Annotated in this window: 15 protein-coding genes and 1 pseudogene; 12 read left to right on the top strand and 4 right to left on the bottom strand. The window is 42.4% G+C overall.

All coding sequences use genetic code 11. The features are described from left to right. Positions 1–12 precede the first annotated feature (12 nt). From PY092_RS03825 to rodA, 5 genes are all read left to right on the top strand, one after another. A complete protein-coding gene (locus tag PY092_RS03825; RefSeq protein ID WP_275614527.1) occupies positions 13–1,041 on the top strand; it encodes a rod shape-determining protein in 1,029 nt (342 codons plus the stop codon). Positions 1,042–1,106: 65 nt separating this feature from the next. Continuing rightward, positions 1,107–1,919, top strand: coding sequence for a rod shape-determining protein MreC (gene mreC, locus PY092_RS03820; protein ID WP_275614526.1), 813 nt, complete (start codon positions 1,107–1,109; stop codon positions 1,917–1,919). Beyond that, on the top strand, positions 1,916–2,422 hold the full coding sequence (locus tag PY092_RS03815) for a rod shape-determining protein MreD (protein ID WP_275614525.1): 507 nt from the start codon (positions 1,916–1,918) through the stop codon (positions 2,420–2,422). The genes mreC and PY092_RS03815 overlap by 4 nt, the downstream gene beginning before the upstream one ends. A 54-nt stretch (positions 2,423–2,476) precedes the next feature. After that, a complete protein-coding gene (locus PY092_RS03810; RefSeq protein WP_275614524.1) occupies positions 2,477–4,345 on the top strand; it encodes a peptidoglycan D,D-transpeptidase FtsI family protein in 1,869 nt (622 codons plus the stop codon). Further along, the gene (gene rodA / locus PY092_RS03805; protein WP_275614523.1) at positions 4,335–5,618 is read left to right on the top strand and encodes a rod shape-determining protein RodA; all 1,284 of its coding nucleotides are present in this window, start codon (positions 4,335–4,337) and stop codon (positions 5,616–5,618) included. The genes PY092_RS03810 and rodA overlap by 11 nt, the downstream gene beginning before the upstream one ends. Here rodA and PY092_RS03800 read toward each other — a convergent pair. Then, positions 5,615–6,412 (bottom strand): DNA/RNA non-specific endonuclease, encoded by a 798-nt coding sequence (locus PY092_RS03800; RefSeq protein ID WP_275614522.1) that lies wholly within the window; start codon positions 6,410–6,412, stop codon positions 5,615–5,617. The genes rodA and PY092_RS03800 overlap by 4 nt on opposite strands. Positions 6,413–6,506: 94 nt before the next feature. Beyond that, a complete protein-coding gene (locus PY092_RS03795) occupies positions 6,507–8,693 on the bottom strand; it encodes a carboxy terminal-processing peptidase (RefSeq protein WP_275614521.1) in 2,187 nt (728 codons plus the stop codon). Positions 8,694–8,894: 201 nt separating this feature from the next. On the opposite strand from PY092_RS03795, the gene surE reads away from it, so the two are divergent. Genes surE through PY092_RS03770 form a run of 5 tightly spaced genes read left to right on the top strand, consistent with a single transcriptional unit; the run spans position 8,895 to position 13,680 of the window. Then, positions 8,895–9,674, top strand: coding sequence for a 5'/3'-nucleotidase SurE (gene surE, locus PY092_RS03790; RefSeq protein WP_275614520.1), 780 nt, complete (start codon positions 8,895–8,897; stop codon positions 9,672–9,674). Next, positions 9,664–9,951: a hypothetical protein gene (locus PY092_RS03785; RefSeq protein WP_275614519.1), complete on the top strand. Its 288-nt coding sequence runs from the start codon at positions 9,664–9,666 to the stop codon at positions 9,949–9,951. Before surE ends, PY092_RS03785 begins: the two co-directional genes overlap by 11 nt. 11 nt (positions 9,952–9,962) lie before the next feature. Next, positions 9,963–11,075, top strand: a complete 1,113-nt coding sequence (gene lpxB / locus PY092_RS03780) for a lipid-A-disaccharide synthase (protein WP_275614518.1) — start codon at positions 9,963–9,965, stop codon at positions 11,073–11,075. A gap of 33 nt (positions 11,076–11,108) precedes the next feature. Continuing rightward, positions 11,109–11,654, top strand: coding sequence for a C40 family peptidase (locus PY092_RS03775; protein ID WP_275614517.1), 546 nt, complete (start codon positions 11,109–11,111; stop codon positions 11,652–11,654). A gap of 19 nt (positions 11,655–11,673) precedes the next feature. Further along, positions 11,674–13,680: a ComEC/Rec2 family competence protein gene (locus PY092_RS03770; RefSeq protein ID WP_275614516.1), complete on the top strand. Its 2,007-nt coding sequence runs from the start codon at positions 11,674–11,676 to the stop codon at positions 13,678–13,680. Here the strand turns inward: PY092_RS03770 and PY092_RS03765 are convergent. Together PY092_RS03765 and PY092_RS03760 are read right to left on the bottom strand one after the other, a co-directional pair. Beyond that, positions 13,677–15,239: a peptide MFS transporter gene (locus tag PY092_RS03765; RefSeq protein WP_275614515.1), complete on the bottom strand. Its 1,563-nt coding sequence runs from the start codon at positions 15,237–15,239 to the stop codon at positions 13,677–13,679. The genes PY092_RS03770 and PY092_RS03765 overlap by 4 nt on opposite strands. A 15-nt stretch (positions 15,240–15,254) precedes the next feature. Beyond that, positions 15,255–15,535, bottom strand: a pseudogene (locus PY092_RS03760) (prolyl oligopeptidase family serine peptidase); the annotation flags it as partial. Between the two features lie 227 nt (positions 15,536–15,762). On the opposite strand from PY092_RS03760, the gene PY092_RS03755 reads away from it, so the two are divergent. Together PY092_RS03755 and PY092_RS03750 are read left to right on the top strand one after the other, a co-directional pair. Further along, positions 15,763–17,079, top strand: a complete 1,317-nt coding sequence (locus PY092_RS03755; RefSeq protein ID WP_275614514.1) for a hydroxymethylglutaryl-CoA reductase, degradative — start codon at positions 15,763–15,765, stop codon at positions 17,077–17,079. Further along, entirely contained in the window at positions 17,079–17,987 is a 909-nt protein-coding gene (locus PY092_RS03750; RefSeq protein ID WP_275614513.1) for a GYDIA family GHMP kinase, read from the top strand. Before PY092_RS03755 ends, PY092_RS03750 begins: the two co-directional genes overlap by 1 nt. Positions 17,988–17,989 lie beyond the last annotated feature (2 nt).

The raw sequence follows: 17,989 nt of genomic DNA, 5'->3' as shown, positions 1-17,989 counted from the left end.
CAGACGATTTTTATGGGATTTTTTGATTTCATGACCGAGGAAATAGCCATTGACCTCGGTACTGCAAATACCCTGATCATCCACTTGGACAAAGTGGTTGTGGACAGCCCTTCCATTGTGGCAAGGGACCGTGTATCGGGGAAAATAATCGCGGTGGGCCGCGAAGCCAATATGATGCAGGGGAAAACCCATGAAAACATCAAGACCATACGCCCGTTGAAAGACGGAGTAATCGCAGACTTTGATGCTTCGGAAAAGATGATCAGTATGTTCATCAAAAATATTCCAGCGCTCAAGAAAAAGTGGTTTCCGCCAGCGCTTCGGATGGTCATTTGTATTCCATCTGGGATTACCGAAGTGGAAATGCGTGCGGTACGTGAGTCTGCAGAACGTGTTAATGGTAAAGAGGTATACTTGATTCACGAGCCTATGGCCGCTGCCATCGGCATCGGTCTGGACATTATGCAACCCAAAGGAAACATGATCGTGGACATAGGTGGTGGTACCACGGAGATTGCGGTCATCGCACTTGGAGGTATCGTTTGTGACAAATCCGTGAAAATCGCGGGTGATGTTTTTACCAACGATATTATTTATTACATGCGCACACAACACAATTTGTATGTGGGTGAAACTACAGCAGAAGCCATTAAAATTGAAATCGGTTCCGCAACTGAGGATTTAAAATCCCCACCAGAGGATAAATCCATCCAAGGGCGTGATCTTTTGACAGGTAAACCAAAACAGGTACAGGTTTCCTACCGGGAAATCGCTAAGGCCTTGGACAAAAGTATTTTGCGGGTTGAGGATGCGGTTATGGAAACCTTGTCCCAAACGCCACCAGAACTTGCCGCCGATATTTACAACACAGGTATTTACTTGGCAGGTGGTGGTTCCATGCTACGAGGACTGGACAGAAGACTTTCCCAAAAAACCGATTTGCCCGTATATATTGCCGAAGATCCTTTGAGAGCAGTTGTTCGAGGTACAGGTATTGCACTGAAGAACTTGGAACGCTATAAAAGTATTTTAATAAAATAGGGCTGTATTCCTTGCAGTTCCATTACCTTCAAGGAGTTGAAAAACCTTCTTAACGATACGATTGCATGCAACGCATTATCAATTTTGTTTTACGCTATCGAAATGCATTTTTGTATGCGTTTTTCGCGTTTATCTCATTGGTGATGACGATTCGGTCGCATTCCTACCATCAATCCAAATTTTTTAATTCATCCAGATGGGTCACGGGCAGCATTTATGGTGCTGGTTCTGATGTATCCTCGTATTTTAGCTTGCAAGAGGAGAACAAAAGATTGGTAGAGGAAAATCAGCAGTTGCGGAAAATGCTTTTCAACGCCCAATACGATAGTATTGACCCCTTGAATTCCTCTTTGGCCGTCTACCAAGTTCTAGATGCCAAGCTCATCAAGAACAGTTTCACCTCCCCTCGAAATTATATCTTAATTGACAAAGGAGTAAAAGACGGGGTGCATCAAGATATGGGGGTGATCACCACGGATGGTATTTTGGGGATTGTGGAAAATGTATCCAACAATTTTGCCACGGTACAAAGTGTTCTCAATACCAAATCCAACATCAATGCCAAAATAAAGGGCACGCAATACTTTGGTTCTTTGATTTGGGACACAAAAGACTATACTGCTGTACAACTTATTGATATTCCCCGATTGGTACCCTTAGTTGTGGGCGATACCATTGTTACTGGAGGCATGTCCAGCATTTTTCCAGAAAATGTTCCCATAGGAATCATCAAAAAGTACGACCTGGATGATGCCAAGAGTTTTTACAACATTGATGTGGAGCTGTTTTCGGACATGGCCAACATCAAAAATGTATACCTGATCGAAAATAAGGACAAAGAGGAAATCGAGGAACTAGAATCCAGAACCATAGAATGAACAACACCCTGATCATAAATATTTTGCGTTTTGTTTTGTTGGTCATCACACAGGTTTTGATTTTCAACAACCTGAACTTTTTGGGTTTTATCAATCCATTTGTGTATGTGATTTTCTTTTACTGGTATCCCATCAAAGGGAATCGTGCTATTTTTATGCTTACGGCTTTTTCATTGGGGCTTGTCATTGATATTTTCTCAGATACACTTGCTCTAAATGCTTTGGCATCGACAACCATTGCATATGCACGTCCCGCCATTATGCGGTTTTGTTTTGGGGTGAATTATGACTTCCAAAGCTTCAGTTTTAAGAACACGACCAAGGTACAGCGTATCACGTTTTTGGCCTTACTTGTCCTTATACATCATCTCATATTCTTTTCGTTTGAAATTTTAAGTATCGCCCATATCCTATTAATTTTGAAAAAAGTTTTTGCCACAGGTATTGTAACTTTGATACTTTGTGTATTATTCAGTTCACTTTTTAGTCCAAAAAGCGAATAAAAACGTAGTTTTTATCGTTGGTATATATGTCGCATCCAAGAAGATAGGTTGGTCATGAAAAAATTATTGCTTTCATCCGTAGTTGTACTTATAGGTTTTACCTTCATAGGTAGGTTATCCTATTTGCAATTGTTTCGGTTTTCCCCTGATCAAATTTTGGATGACCCTGCCATAAAAAAAGTCTACGACTACCCTGAAAGAGGTTACATTTATGACAGGGATGGCAAGCTCTTGGTGGGTAATCAACCTGCATACGACGTTATGGTCATCCCAAGGGAGGTAAAACCATTGGACACCTTGGAATTCTGTACCCTTTTGGGAATCGAAAAACCTGAGTTCCTTTCCAAAATGGAAAAAGCGAGACAGTATTCCCCCAGACTGCCTTCGGTTTTGGTACCCCAGCTTTCCAAGGAAGACTACGCAAAGCTTCAGGAAAAAATGCGCCATTTTACGGGCTTCTATATTCAAAAACGATCATTGCGCTACTACAACACCAAAAGTGCGGCAAATGTGCTCGGATATATCAGTGAGGTAAACGAATGGGACCTTAAAAACAATCCGTACTACGTTGCCGGGGAATTGAAGGGACGCACGGGCATTGAAAAACAATATGAAGAAACATTAAGGGGTCGTAAAGGCGTCAAACATATTCAAAAAGACCGTTTTAATCGAGATATTGGCCCATACAAGGATGGAAAACTGGATACCCTGCCCCAACAAGGCAAGGAAATCCAGATTACCTTGGACAAAACCCTCCAAGAGTACGGAGAAAAATTGATGCACGGCAAACGAGGTGGCATTGTGGCCATTGAACCCAAAACCGGCGAGATATTGACCATGATCTCCGGGCCTACCTACGACCCTGCTCTTTTGGTGGGTAGACAACGATCCAAAAACTACAGCAAGCTGCATTACGATACCATATCCAAACCCACTTGGGACCGTTCTATTTTGGCACAGCCCTCCCCCGGATCTCCTTTTAAGACATTAAATGCTTTGATAGGTTTACAAGAAGGGGTTATTGACCCCTCGACCAGAATCAGGTGTTATCATGGGTTTTACGTCGGAAACACACTTAGAGGATGTCATTGTGGTGGCGGCATCAGGGATTTGAACTCTGGAATATACGAGTCTTGTAATGCTTATTTCGCCGGGGTATTTCGAAAGATTTTTGACAAATATGAGACCACCGACGAAGGCATGGATGTTTGGGAAAAACACATGAAAAGTTTTGGCCTCGGAGATTATCTAGGCACCGACCTTCCTACGGGTGCACCTGGAAGGATTCCAGATGTGGCTTATTACGACAAATGGTATGGAGATGGTAGATGGGCAGCATCCACCATCATATCCAACTCCATAGGGCAGGGAGAAATTGCAGCCACACCGTTACAATTGGCCAATATGACGGCTGCCATTGCCAACCGCGGGTATTTTTACACACCCCATGTGATCAAAAGTATAGGAAATAACGGGAAAATCGACCCGAAATACACTGAACCACGCTATACCACCATTGACAGAAAGCATTTTGACCCTGTAATAGAAGGCATGGCCAATGTGTATAATTACGGTACGGCCAGATGGGTGAAAATCCCAGGGATTGATATTGCTGGAAAAACGGGCACAGTGGAGAATTATATCCGTATTGATGGGGAACGGATGCAATTGACGGACCATTCTGTTTTTGTCGCTTTTGCCCCTGTTGAAAACCCTCAAATAGCCCTGGCCGTGTATATTGAAAATGGCTACTACGGAGCACGCTATGCGGGCCACATCGCCTCTCTTTTGATTGAAAAATACATTAAAGGCGAGATTACCCGTAAAGATTTGGAAAAACGTATGCTGGAAAAAACTTTGGAACACGAATATGCCAAACCGTATAGTGACGAACCTTTCGAAATAAACGAATATGTCTGGTAAAGGGCCTTTTGGAAGGTTGGATTGGATCAGCGTCATCCTCTATGCACTTTTGGTATTTATCGGATGGCTCAATATTTACTCCACCTCTGTAGGCGAGACCAGTACTTCCATTTTTGATTTTTCCACTTTGTATGGGAAGCAGCTTTTTTTCATAGGTCTTGCGGCATTGGGCATTATTTTCGTGCTGTTTGTGGAATCGCACTTCTTTGAACGCTTCGCCTCCATATTTTACATTGTTTCCATTGTCTTGCTCTTGGGCTTGTTCGTCTTTGGAAAAACGATAGCAGGGGCAACTTCTTGGTACGACCTTGGTTTCTTCAACCTTCAGCCATCTGAGTTGGCCAAAGTGGGGACTTCCTTGGCACTTGCCAAGTTCTTAAGCGATATCCAAACCGATATACGAACGGGAAAGCATCAATTATACGCCGTGGCCATTATCCTGTTGCCTGCTATATTGATATTGCCACAGCCCGATCCTGGGAGTTCACTCATCTATTTTTCACTCTTTTTTGTGCTGTTCAGAGAGGGGTTTCCGATTTATTATTTAGGCATCCTGATATTTGCTGTGGTACTGTTTGCCACAACGTTGATGTTCGGGACTGTTTGGGTTGCGATTGGACTGATCATACTGACTTTATTGATCTACACCTTCAAAAAAGCTTCTGTGAAAATCCCTATAGCTCCCGTTTTGGGAGTAATCGTTGTTTCCATACTCTTTTCCCTATCCGTGAACTTTGTTTTTGAAAACGTTTTTGAACAAAGACATAGAGATCGCTTTGCCTTGTGGTTGAGTTTGGAAAAAGATGAAGAGAAACTCGATGAAATCCGAAAAACCATTGGTTACAACACCTATCAATCTGAAAAAGCCATTGAATCGGGTGGGTTTGCCGGAAAAGGGTTTATGGAGGGCACACGGACCAAAGGGGATTTTGTACCTGAACAACACACGGATTATATTTTCAGTTCTGTGGGCGAAGAGTGGGGTTTTTTGGGTACTTCGGCCGTAATTCTGTTATTTTCCCTGTTCTTTTTACGGCTGATTTATATCGCGGAACGACAAAAAAGTGACTTTAGCCGCATGTACGGCTACGGGGCGATTTCGATTCTTGTGTTCCACTATTTCATCAATATCGGAATGGTCATTGGGCTATTGCCCACCATTGGGGTTCCCTTGCCCTTTTTTAGCTATGGGGGTTCCGGGTTGATTTTCTTCACGATGTTGTTGTTCATTTTCCTGAAACTGGACTCCAACCGCTTGAAGGACGGTATTTAGAATTTCCATCCACCGGTATCCACTTTGGATTCAATTTCCAACTGCCAGACCTTAGGCTGTTTCTCAAAAAAATCAATGCCTGTTTTCTCCTCGATTTCGTCAATGGAGACCACAAAGCTTTGAAGTGCTTTTTGACTTTCCTTTGCAGGAATCAAAAATGCGACGACCTTGGCATTATCGCCATTTCCCCTCATCACTATTTTGTAAAAAAAGTGGGGGACATCCACATCTTCGTCGCCAATCTCAATCAAATTATTTTCCAGCACACCTCCCGTTACCACCATTACCTCTCCATATTTTTTGCACCAATAACGCACTTTCTGCTCCAAACGGTTCCAAATACCGGCATTAAAATACTTGTCCTGCGGACTTATGTTGCTTGTGTAAAACGTTTCGTTGTAGGCCTGTTCCGAAAACCTCCTATCTCCAGCAGGGAGCAAATGTCCCCTATCGTATCCCGAACCTCTATAGTTTCGCCAATCAGCAGATTTTGTACTTACTTGGGGATCCTCGATAAAATAGGGACGTTCCCTATCATCATAAGTCAAATGCTCTTTTTTGAGGGTATATGCTACCCACTCTGCCTGTTCATGGGCTTCACTATAAGAAAGCGCATAGTAGTTGTGCTTCACGATTTCTCCCGTTGTGGAGCTTGGTAAAAAGTTGGACCCAATCAGGTTAATATTCGGTTCTTTGGCATTGGAATACGTGGCAGGTGTATAAAAATTATCGAACACCCAAAAACCTATAATACACAGCACCATGAGCAGGGCATAAATTGTCCTATTCTTCATTTGATTTCACACTTGTTCGAAATTCATCAGCCAAAGTTTCATAAAAAAAGGCCAACTCAATTGAGTTGGCCTTTTAAATATACGATTAATATGACTACCCTTTAACACTAGCCAATTCGTTCTCTTTTTTCTTGATATTGTTCTTGTGAAGGTCTTTCAGTACGTTCACAGCTTCTTCCACATAAATGTCACGCGCCAAATCTTTGTGCCATCTATCCCTCTTTTCCCTAAGTATGGAATCCTGAGTGAAGAGCTCTTTCTCATATTGCAAAGAGCTAAAAGTAAGTCTGGAATCGTAATCCCTTAAACTCTTGAATTTTTCCGAACGCTTTTTCGCTTCTTTTTCCTTGCTCACGTAAGCATCGTATTTAAGGGAAATCAAGTTTTCATCTTGCTGCTCCTTAAGCCATTTGGCATTTTCTTCAATAAGCTTTATCTGCTCATTTTTTGCCATACGTTCCTTACTGCTTTTCACAGCTTCATCAAAATCGATGTATCCATCCCAAACCCTATAATCCGCAGGTGTGATTTTATCCCAACCCAATGGATTTTGTTGATCGCGTTCACCCAAATCTATATAGCTATACCTGTCTGGAACCACGATATCACTTTTCACACCTTCCAACTGGGTGGAACCTCCATTGATTCTATAGAATTTTTGAGTGGTCAATTTAATGGCTCCCAAATCCCCATGGTCGTTTCCACGAACAATGTTATCCAAAGGAATCACATTTTGAACGGTTCCTTTTCCAAAGGTTTGCTTACTTCCAATAATTACCGCTCTCTTATAATCCTGCATGGCAGCGGCCAATATTTCAGATGCTGATGCGGAAAGCTCGTTTACCAAAATCACCAATGGACCATCCCATTGAATCCGCTCATCCTTGTCCTCGTGCACTTCTTTGCGCTGACCTGAGGAACGCACTTGAACGATAGGACCATCTTTTATGAACAATCCTGCCATTTCCACAACGGTTTTCAATGACCCTCCCCCATTATCACGCAAATCCAATATGATTCCTTCTGCTCCTGCTTCTTTAAGGCGCTCCAATTCCTTGGCAACGTCTGTGGCGGCATTTCTTTCGGCATAATCTTCAAAATCCACATAGAATTTAGGAAGATTGATCAAACCGTATTTTTCATTGCCTGTATCAATGGTGGCGGATTTTGCGTAGGATTCCTCCAGTTCCACTACATCCCGGGTAATGGAAACTGTTTCGATGGTTCCGTCCACTTTTCTCACCGTTAGATCCACAATGGTTCCTTCTGGACCCTTGATCAATTTAATGGCATCTTCCAATCGCATTCCCACAATATTGATGGGCTCTTCTCCTTCTTGCCCGACTTTGAGTATTTGATCTCCAACCTCAAGGCTCTGGTCTCTCCAAACGGGACCTCCGGAAATAATCTCAACGATTTTGGCTCCTTCAGGCTTCTTCTGCAATCTGGCTCCGATACCTTCAAACTTACCTGACATGCCAATGTCGAATTTTTCCTTTTCCTCGGGGGCAAAATAGAAGGTGTGTGGATCAAATTCTTCCACAATGGTGTTCAAATACTGAACAAACCAATCTTCACGCTCCAAATCATCCACGAAATCGAAGAATTCGTCCAAGGTATTTTTTGTGACCTCTCTGGCTTCTTCCTCTGTGAGTATCTTATCTATATTGCCTGGAATCTCGTTGTATGAAATATTCACAAGGGCATCATCGTCTTGGGGAGACCCTCCCGACTCTGCTATAGATGCACGCCACTTGTTTTCAATCTTATTCTCAAAACCTGCCAACGTATTGTACTTTAATTGTTTTCTCCAACGCTCCTTAAGCTCTTTTTTGTTGGCAGCAAACTCTTGATTGTCGTAATCGATTTCAATGGTTTCATCAATGGTGTAGTCAAAAGGGGTGGAGAGGACTTCTTTGTAGATTTCCTTGGCCTCTTCCATACGTACCATCAAACGTTGGTATACGATGTTGAAAAATTCAATATCAGTGTTTCTGATCTCATCATCGATCATGAACCTGTATTTTTCAAATTCCCTGATATCACTTTCCAAGAAGTACCTTTTGGTGGGATCGATGACCTCGATGAAATCGTCAAAAACATTGGAACTGAAGCTGTCGTTTACTTCTTTGGGCTCATAATGTCCTCTTTCCAATACGTAGGAAATCAATTCCAATAAAAATTTATCCTTGTCGTCGTTATCAAAAGACTTATTGGTAAAACTGCAGGAGGCTACTGCAACAAGAATAACCAAAAGTGCCAAAATAAAGTTCTTTTTCATAATATGATTTTTCTGGAGCGAAATAATCTGACCTCATACCGTCAAATCTTCATTGCGTCATCCGTCGTTTCTAATTGTATGAATTCCCTAATATACAGAAAAAACCGTGCCAGTCCTTTCCGCTGCATTTAATTTTTTGTTAAACGGTGAAAGCTTCATATCCTTATGAAAAACGTATTTTTATGGCTTAAATTATCCTACATGGAAAAACCACTTATTTTGGTCACCAATGATGATGGCATCACAGCTCCCGGACTCAGGGCATTGATACGCACTATGAAAGAGCTTGGGAATGTAGTTGTGGTGGCACCGGACAGCCCACAAAGTGGCATGGGACACGCTATTACGGTGGACAGCACCCTGTTTTCCAAAAAGGTGGTCGTAGACCATAAAGAAGGTGCTCCGAGCGAGTATAGCTGTAGCGGAACTCCTGCGGATTGTGTAAAATTGGCACTTCGGGTAATTCTGGACCGTAAACCTGATATTTGTGTGAGCGGCATCAACCATGGATCCAATTCATCCATCAACGTGATTTATTCGGGAACCATGAGCGCTGCCATTGAGGCAGGCATCGAAGGTATTCCAGCCATTGGGTTCTCACTGTGCGATTACTCATGGGATGCCAATTTTGAACCTACTTTGGGGGCCATCAAAAATATTGTTTCCGAAGCCTTGACCAACGGGATTCCAAAGGGCACCGTATTGAATGTGAATATTCCCAAAACGGAAACAGCACCAAAAGGCGTGAAAATATGCAGACAGGCACGCGGCAATTGGAAAGAAGAATTTGATAAAAGAACAAGTCCTTCAGGAAAAAATTATTATTGGCTAACAGGAGAATTTGAACTTCTGGACAAAGGCGAGGACACTGACGAATGGGCTTTGGCACAAGGCTATATTTCGGTAGTACCCACACAATTTGACCTCACAGCTCACCATGCCATACCACAAATAAACAACTGGAACTTAAATGAACAATAGGAAAGAAATCATCATAGGATTTATAGTGGGAATCATTGCAAATACCTTTGGGACCTTGATTTACATTCTGCTATTTTCCGATTTGGGCATCATTGAAACCTTTAATGCAGCTATAGAGCAAGGGCATATTGGTAGCCTGTTGGCATTGGGCGCCATCTTGAACTTAGTGGCATTTTTCGGGTTTTTACGAATAAAGAGAGACCAACGTGCCAAGGGTGTTATGCTAGCAACTTTGGTTACGGCTTTGGTGATATTACTATATAAGGTAATGGCTTAGTTTAGAAGTCTATGAAATATTACATCATAGCTGGTGAAGCATCGGGAGACCTGCATGGGTCCAATTTGATAAAGGCGCTTAAAAAAGAGGATGCCTCAGCGGAGATACGTTGTTGGGGCGGCGACTTGATGCAACAAGCTGGCGGCGAACTGGCCAAACACTACAAGGATATGGCCTTTATGGGTTTCTTGGAGGTACTGATGAACATTCCCACTATCTTCAAAAACATTGCTTATTGCAAGGATGATATCCAAAAGTTCAATCCCGATCAAATTATTTTCATTGATTTCTCGGGTTTCAACCTTAGAATCGCAAAGTGGGCCAAAGCAAACGGTTTCAAAACCAACTATTACATTTCTCCCCAGATTTGGGCATCTAGGGAGGGAAGAATCAAAAAAATAAAGCGGGACATTGACAACATGTACGTCATCTTGCCTTTTGAAAAGGAGTTTTACGAGAAAAAACATGGCTTTCCTGTTCAGTTTGTTGGGCACCCCCTTATTGACGCAATTGAGAACACTCCGCTTCAGGATAATGGAACATTTCGTGAAGAAAACAATTTAGACCCAGAAAAACCAATAATCGCTTTGTTACCCGGAAGCCGAAAACAAGAGGTTCAAAAAATGTTGGACGTGATGCTTTCGGTAAAAAAAGATTTTCCCGATTACCAATTCGTGATAGCTGGGGCTCCCAGTCTTCCTGATGAGTTTTACTCCCCATTTCTTAAAGGAGACAAAGTGGAGTATGTTTCCAATAAAACCTACACGCTGTTAAAGCATTCCCATGCCGCGATGGTCACTAGTGGAACGGCCACTTTGGAAACCGCTCTTTTTGGCATCCCTCAAGTGGTGTGCTACAAAGGAAATTGGATTTCCTATCAAATCGCGAAGCGCATCATCACGTTGGATTATATTTCCTTGGTAAACCTCATCATGGATAAGGAAGTAGTCAAAGAACTGATTCAGAATGATTTGACCACAACAAACCTTAAAGATGAGCTTTCCAAAATAGTGGGTGGAGCCGAACGGGAACGCATGTTATCCGACTACAAAATGCTCAAGGAAAAATTAGGTGGAAAAGGAGCTAGTCAAATGGCGGCCCAATTAATTGTGAAAAATGCGTAGTTTTATCTTCCAAGAAAGTAAATCTATTCTTGGATGTTACGAAAAACCATAATCTTACTGTTGCTTTTTACCATTTCCGCTTGCGGACCCGGTAAAAAACGACGCACCTACAGCAAGACCCGAACCGTTACGGTAGAGGGGTCCACCACCGACACTTCCCCTAAACGAAAATCCAAAAAGGAGGGGCGTAAAAATGCTAAGGCAAACGAAGTTATTTCCACCGCATTGACTTTTTCAGGAACCCGTTACAAATACGGGGGAACCACCAAAAGAGGCATGGATTGCTCCGGCCTGGTCTATGTTTCCTTAAAGGAAAACGACATTATGTTTCCCAGAACTTCCTACCAAATGGCCATGGAAGGCAACAAAATAAGGGTAAACGATGTGGAAAAAGGGGACTTACTCTTTTTTAAGACCAGTAAAACGGGTAGGCGCATCAACCATGTGGGATTAGTGGTCGATGTGGACGGAAACGACATCAAGTTTATTCACGCCACAACCTCACGCGGCGTGCTGGTATCCTCATTACGGGAAGGGTACTGGAACAGCGCTTTTGTAAAGGCCATGCGCATCCTGTAAGGTGCGTCAACTTAATTTTGTGTCCATAAAACTCACATTGTGGGTTATTCTGGGCATCATTATCGGCTTTTATTTTGATGTAGCTCCACTTTTGCCCCTACTAACCATGCTTGTTCTGATACCGATTCTCTATTGGGTCGGTAAAACGCAACGAAGAACAGGGTTCCCGTATTTCGAAGTGGTCACTTCACTCATCACGCTATGCTTGGGTGTGTTCGTTGTTGGGATTTCCATGGGCAATGGTATGCCCGATCATTACTCAAAAAAGGACCTCAACCAAGAAAAAGTGTGGCACTTAAAAGTGAGGGAGGTACTCAAGCCCAACACTTTCTCCAACAGATATATTACCCAAATCATTACTACGGATGATGAGCAAGCATTTGGAAAAATGCTATTGAATATTTCAGTGGATTCAATGGTTAAGCAATTAGAGGTAGACGATGAGTTTTTAATTTATGTAAAACCGGTAGGTATTCGGCGAGCATTAAACCCACACCAATTCAATTACAAAAGTTATCTCGAAAAACAAGGAATCCGACATCAGGTCAGCACCAATTATGCTGCCATTGTAAAAAAAGAGCGTGCTCCAAAAACCTTGTTCGGTGCCGCCTCAAACTTTAGGGAGCATATCATCTCCAAACTAGAAGAAAAAAACTTTGGATTGGAAGAACTCGCTGTTATCCAAGCTTTGCTTTTGGGAAAACGGGACGATATTTCCGAGAATACCTACAACAACTATAAAAATGCAGGAGCGGTCCATATTTTGGCCGTATCTGGGCTTCACGTGGGGATTATCCTGTTCATTTTGGAGTTTCTTTTGTCTCCATTGGAACGTTTACCTAGAGGTAAAACCATCAAGCTCATCTTGGTTGTTTTGCTACTTTGGAGTTATGCTTTTGTGGCAGGGCTATCCCCTTCCATTGTCCGTGCGGTGACCATGTTCTCCTTCGTGGCCTATGCGCTTTATCTGAACCGGCCCACAAACTCATTCAATATTATTGCACTTTCCATGTTGTTTATTTTACTGGTTAAACCTTTGTTTTTGTTTCAAGTGGGTTTCCAGATGAGTTATGCCGCCGTGTTCGCCATTGTTTGGATCTACCCAAAATTGCAAAAGTTCTGGTTCCCCGAAAATATCATTGTTCGTAAAACGTGGCAATTGCTATCGGTAAGTGTTGCTGCCCAATTGGGTGTCTTGCCCGTCAGTTTGTTCTATTTTCATCAGTTTCCGGCCTTGTTCTTTATTTCCAACCTACTCATAGTTCCATTTTTAGGATTGATTTTGGGTTTTGGAATCTTGGTCATCCTATTGGCTTTGATTGATTACTTGCCCCAATTTTTGGTCGATGGTTTCAACAGTATCATCCATCTGATGAACTTCATTATTGGATGGATCGCCCGGCAGGAAGGTTTTGTCATCAAAAATATCCCTTTTGATTCCATCCAGATGATATTGGGCTATCTTATTATCATAGCTTTGGTGATCTTTCTATCCAAACCCAAATGGAAATCGGCTTTGGTATTCTTTGGAGGTTTGATTGTCTTTCAAAGTTGGATCATCTGGAACCAAGTTCGGGCTCATCAAAAGGAAACCATTATTTTGGCACATCGGAATAGAAATACGATTTTGTTGCATCGATTGGGCGATTCACTTTCCATAATCACTTCGGACAGCTCCAACATTGGAAGTATCGCAACCGATTACACCATAGCTGAACGGATTCAAAAAATAAATACATCGGCATTGCAAAACAGTTACCGTATCGGTAACAAAAAACTGTTTGTTGTGGATAGTCTGGGCATTCTTCCTTTGGAAGAACATTTGGATTACCTGCTGCTCACGCAATCGCCAGAAATCAATCTTGAACGAGTTCTGGATTCCATCAAACCCAAAAAAGTATTGGTTGACGGAAGCAATTACCCTAGTTTGAACAACGCATGGAAAGCGACCTGTACCCAAAAGAAAATCCCTTTCCATTACACAGGCGAAAAGGGATATTATGTTTTTAGTTTGAAGAAGGATTAACCTCTTTCGATAGTTTCGACCTCATCTTCTGCTGAAATCTCAGTTTCGTTGTCTTCGGCACCGTGCGTCAATCGCTTCAATGGTTTCAAAAGGAACAATACCAATGTCCCGAAAAGTACGGCAAAAATGAACAGTCCCCCGAACACTTTTAGTTCCCCTGCCTGAACCGAGCTTTCACCAACGATTCCTGCAACTTTGTTTCCTAAACCTGTGGCGGCCCAGTATACCCCCATCATCAAGGCCATGTACCTTGCCGGGGCCAATTTTGTAAAGAATGACAATGATACTGGGGAAAGGCACAACTCTCCAATGGTATGAAAGAGATAGGTCAACACCAACCAGTACATAGCTGAAGAGCCTGAACTTTCATATTGCAAAGAGGCAAAAACCATGTAGACAAATCCCACTCCCATGATGATAACCCCTGTTGCCATTTTAAACAAAGAGGTGGCTTCTTTACCTTTTAGTTTTCTTCTCGCCCAGAAATTTGCCACCGCTACGGCAAAAAGGATAATAAATCCTGCATTTGCTGCTTGAAACCATGCTGCAGGCACTTCCCATCCCATGAACATTCTATTGGTCTTTTCTTGGGCATATAAATTCATAAGGCCTCCCATCTGCTCAAAACTCCCCCAGAAAACAATTACCATCAAAAGTGAAATGAGCAGTACAACGTACCTGTCCTTTTCCACTTGTCCATTCAAGTTTTTGTAGATCATCATCATCATCCCTGTAATCAATGACAAAAAGATAAATAGCATACCATATCCCCAATTGTCGGGGCCATCGTATGTAAATCCTGCATAAATGGAATACGCCATAAGAACTCCCACTACGGTCAATTGCAATGGGGATTTGAGCAATTGCGAAAACAATTGTCCCAAACTTATGTCAGAGGCTTTTTCCTCCATAGTTGGCTGGTTCCCCACATGGACCAAAAACCGTTGTCCGTAGAGGTATACCAACAAGCCCACGAACATTCCTATCCCAGCAAGGCCAAAGCCATAATGCCAACCATAAACCGCCGCTACGATACCCACGGTAATGGATGCTAGAAACGACCCTAGGTTTATTCCTACGTAAAAAATACTAAAGCCTTTATCCCTTCGGATGTCATTTTGTTTATATAATCCCCCCACCATGGTTGATATATTGGGTTTAAGCATTCCAACACCCAGGATTACGAAGCCCAAACCAGTGTAATAGGCCCATAAGTAGTCAATGGCCAAGACTCCGTGCCCAATGGTCAGTAGAACGGCCCCGATGGTCACTGCTTTTTTCTGTCCAAGGTACCTATCGGCCAAAAATCCTCCAGGGATACTCATTACATAAACCAACATGGTGTACCAGCCATAGAGCGCCAAAGCTTCGGTAGTTGTCCATCCCAGACCACTTTGCGGGTCACTTTTCAACGTTTCTGCAGTCATGTACAGGGTAAGCAGGGCACGCATTCCGTAGTAGGAAAATCGCTCCCACATTTCGGTAAAGAACAATACATACAATCCTACTGGATGACCAAATAATTCTCTTTTGTGGGCTGGTTTGGTTACTGCTGACATAAATTTATTGTTTGGTTATAAGTTTTCTTTAATGAAGTTTTGGTCAATTTGGTGTAGAGGTGCAAACTGGTATTTCCTCCGTAAATCCCATGGTTTTTATCAGGATAAATGGCCCATTCAAACTGTTTGTTGGCCTGTACCAAGGCTTCCACCATTCGCACGGCAATGGCCATTTCAAAGGTAACGTTGCCCTTCAAGATATAATTGGTGGGCATAAAACCTCCATAGCTCCATCCCCAGATACCTGTTCGGTTTTCATCAATATAGGAGCGTTCGCTCAGTCTTTGTGCTGTGGAAAAAGTAACAGCTCCCAAAAGGGATAGGAATAGAAAAGACTGTTTGTTCATGAAGGTGAAAATTGATTAAAAACTCTCAAGTTTACTAATATTTATCGGAAAAATAAATTTTGATGTTGCGTTTGCAACAAATTTTAACCTTTGAAGCATTGCTTCGGTTTCAAAATCAATGCGAGACTTACCTAAATGGTCAATATCCGTATATTTGAATGCTTTAACCCAGCTTTATGAACACTCCCGTTGAAGGATTTTCCAAACTTACCAAAACCCAAAAAATTGATTGGATAGCCACCAATTGTACCAAGAACCCCAAGGGCACCAAGCAGCTTTTGGAACAGTATTGGAACACGGACCCCAAAGTACAAAAACTCCACGATGAGTTTATCGAGAATACCATTTCCAATTACTATTTGCCCTTTGCCATAGCACCAAATTTTAAAATCAATGGTGAGCTCTATGCCGTACCCATGGCCATAGAGGAAAGTTCGGTGGTGGCTGCAGCAAGCAAGTCGGCGAAGTTTTGGTTGGAACGAGGTGGTTTTAAAGCCGAGATCATTGGTACTGAAAAAGTAGGTCAGGTACACTTTATATATAAAGGCGATAAAGAAAGGCTTTCCAATTTCTTTGTTTCTGCCAAACCAGAATTGCTTAAAAGTGTTGCATCCATTACCCAGAACATGGAAAAACGGGGCGGGGGCATCAACAACATTGAATTAAGGGATGTAACGGACAAAATTGAAGATTACCATCAACTCCATTGTACGTTTGAGACCTTGGATGCCATGGGAGCGAATTTCATCAACTCCTGTTTGGAACAATTTGCAAAGACATTGAAGGAACAGGCACTTGTTTTTGATGCTTTTACGAAAGAAGAAAAAAACATCGAGATAGTGATGAGCATTTTATCCAACTATGTGCCCGATTGTTTGGTAAAGGCAGAAGTAAGCTGTTCCATTTCAGACTTGGGCAATGCGGATATGCCTGCCATGGAATTTGCTGAAAAATTTGTTCAGGCCGTGAACATTGCCAAGGCAGAACCCTACCGAGCGGTCACCCACAACAAGGGCATCATGAACGGAATCGATGCGGTCGTACTTGCCACGGGAAATGATTTTAGAGCAGTGGAAGCAGGGGTGCATGCCTTTGCCGCCAAAGATGGCCAATATTCCAGCCTCACACATGCCAAAATCGAGGACGGTGTTTTCAAGTTTTGGATCGAGGTTCCCCTCGCTCTCGGAACCGTTGGTGGATTGACCACCTTGCACCCATTGGTAAAATTGGCTTTGGAAATCCTTCAAAATCCATCAGCAAAAGAATTGATGCAAATTGTTGCCGTTGCCGGATTGGCACAGAATTTTGCCGCAGTTCGTAGCTTGGTCACTACGGGCATCCAAAAAGGACACATGAAGATGCACTTGTTGAACATGTTGAACCAACTGGGAGCTAACGAAACTGAAAAGAAACAATTGGTCAATTATTTTAAAGACCAGACCGTAACCAATGCCTCGGTAAAAGAGGCTTTTGAAAGAATTAAATCAAAATAATGGAAAAGGGGTTTTACAGCAACGGCAAGTTATTGTTATCTGGCGAGTATGCTATTTTGGATGGAGCTTTGGGCTTGGCCATCCGCACCAGCTATGGGCAATCGCTACATGTAACTCCGACCAAATCAGGTTTTTTGGAGTGGACCAGTTTTGATGAAAATGATAAAGTCTGGTTCTCTGCGAAGTTTGACCTTACCAATTTAAATGTGGTTTCCTCTTCAGATGAAACCATGGCCAAAACCTTGACATCTTTACTTTTGGAAGCTAATGTCCAAAACCCATTATTACTGACGGATAGTGATGGTTTCCAGGTATCGACCCATCTTACTTTCCCAAAATCGTGGGGTCTTGGAACTTCTTCCACCCTTATAAACAATTTGGCGCAATGGGCACGTGTAGATGCTTACCAACTTTTATGGAATGCCTTTGGGGGTAGCGGTTACGATATTGCCTGTGCACAGTATAACTCACCTATCACATATCAACTGGTTGATGGAGAGCCAAAAATCAAAGAGATAGATTTCAATCCAATTTTCAAGGACTCCCTCTATTTTGTTCACCTCAATCAAAAACAAAGTAGCAAAGAGGCCATAGCCAATTATAGAAAACAACAGTTTGACAAATCCGAGCTGGTTAAGCAAGTTTCAAGTATTACCCGAAAAATGATACAGACCCCTACTCTGGCAGATTTTGAATATCTGATGGAAGAGCACGAAACCTTGTTTTCCCATATTCTAAAAATAGAACCTGTAAAGCAACGTCTTTTTCCTGATTATTTTGGAATGGTAAAAAGCCTTGGCGCTTGGGGTGGCGATTTTGTATTGGCCACTGGGGACGAAAAGAGCATTTCCTATTTTAAATCGAAAGGATACGATACGGTAATTCCCTATTCCAGAATGATTCTTTGAAG

The sequence above is a fragment of the Flagellimonas yonaguniensis genome (assembly GCF_029193885.1).
In the GTDB taxonomy this organism is placed as follows: Bacteria; Bacteroidota; Bacteroidia; order Flavobacteriales; family Flavobacteriaceae; genus Flagellimonas; species Flagellimonas yonaguniensis.
The sequence above is the reverse complement of the archived record's forward strand: the minus strand, read 5'-3'. Positions and strand labels throughout refer to the sequence as shown.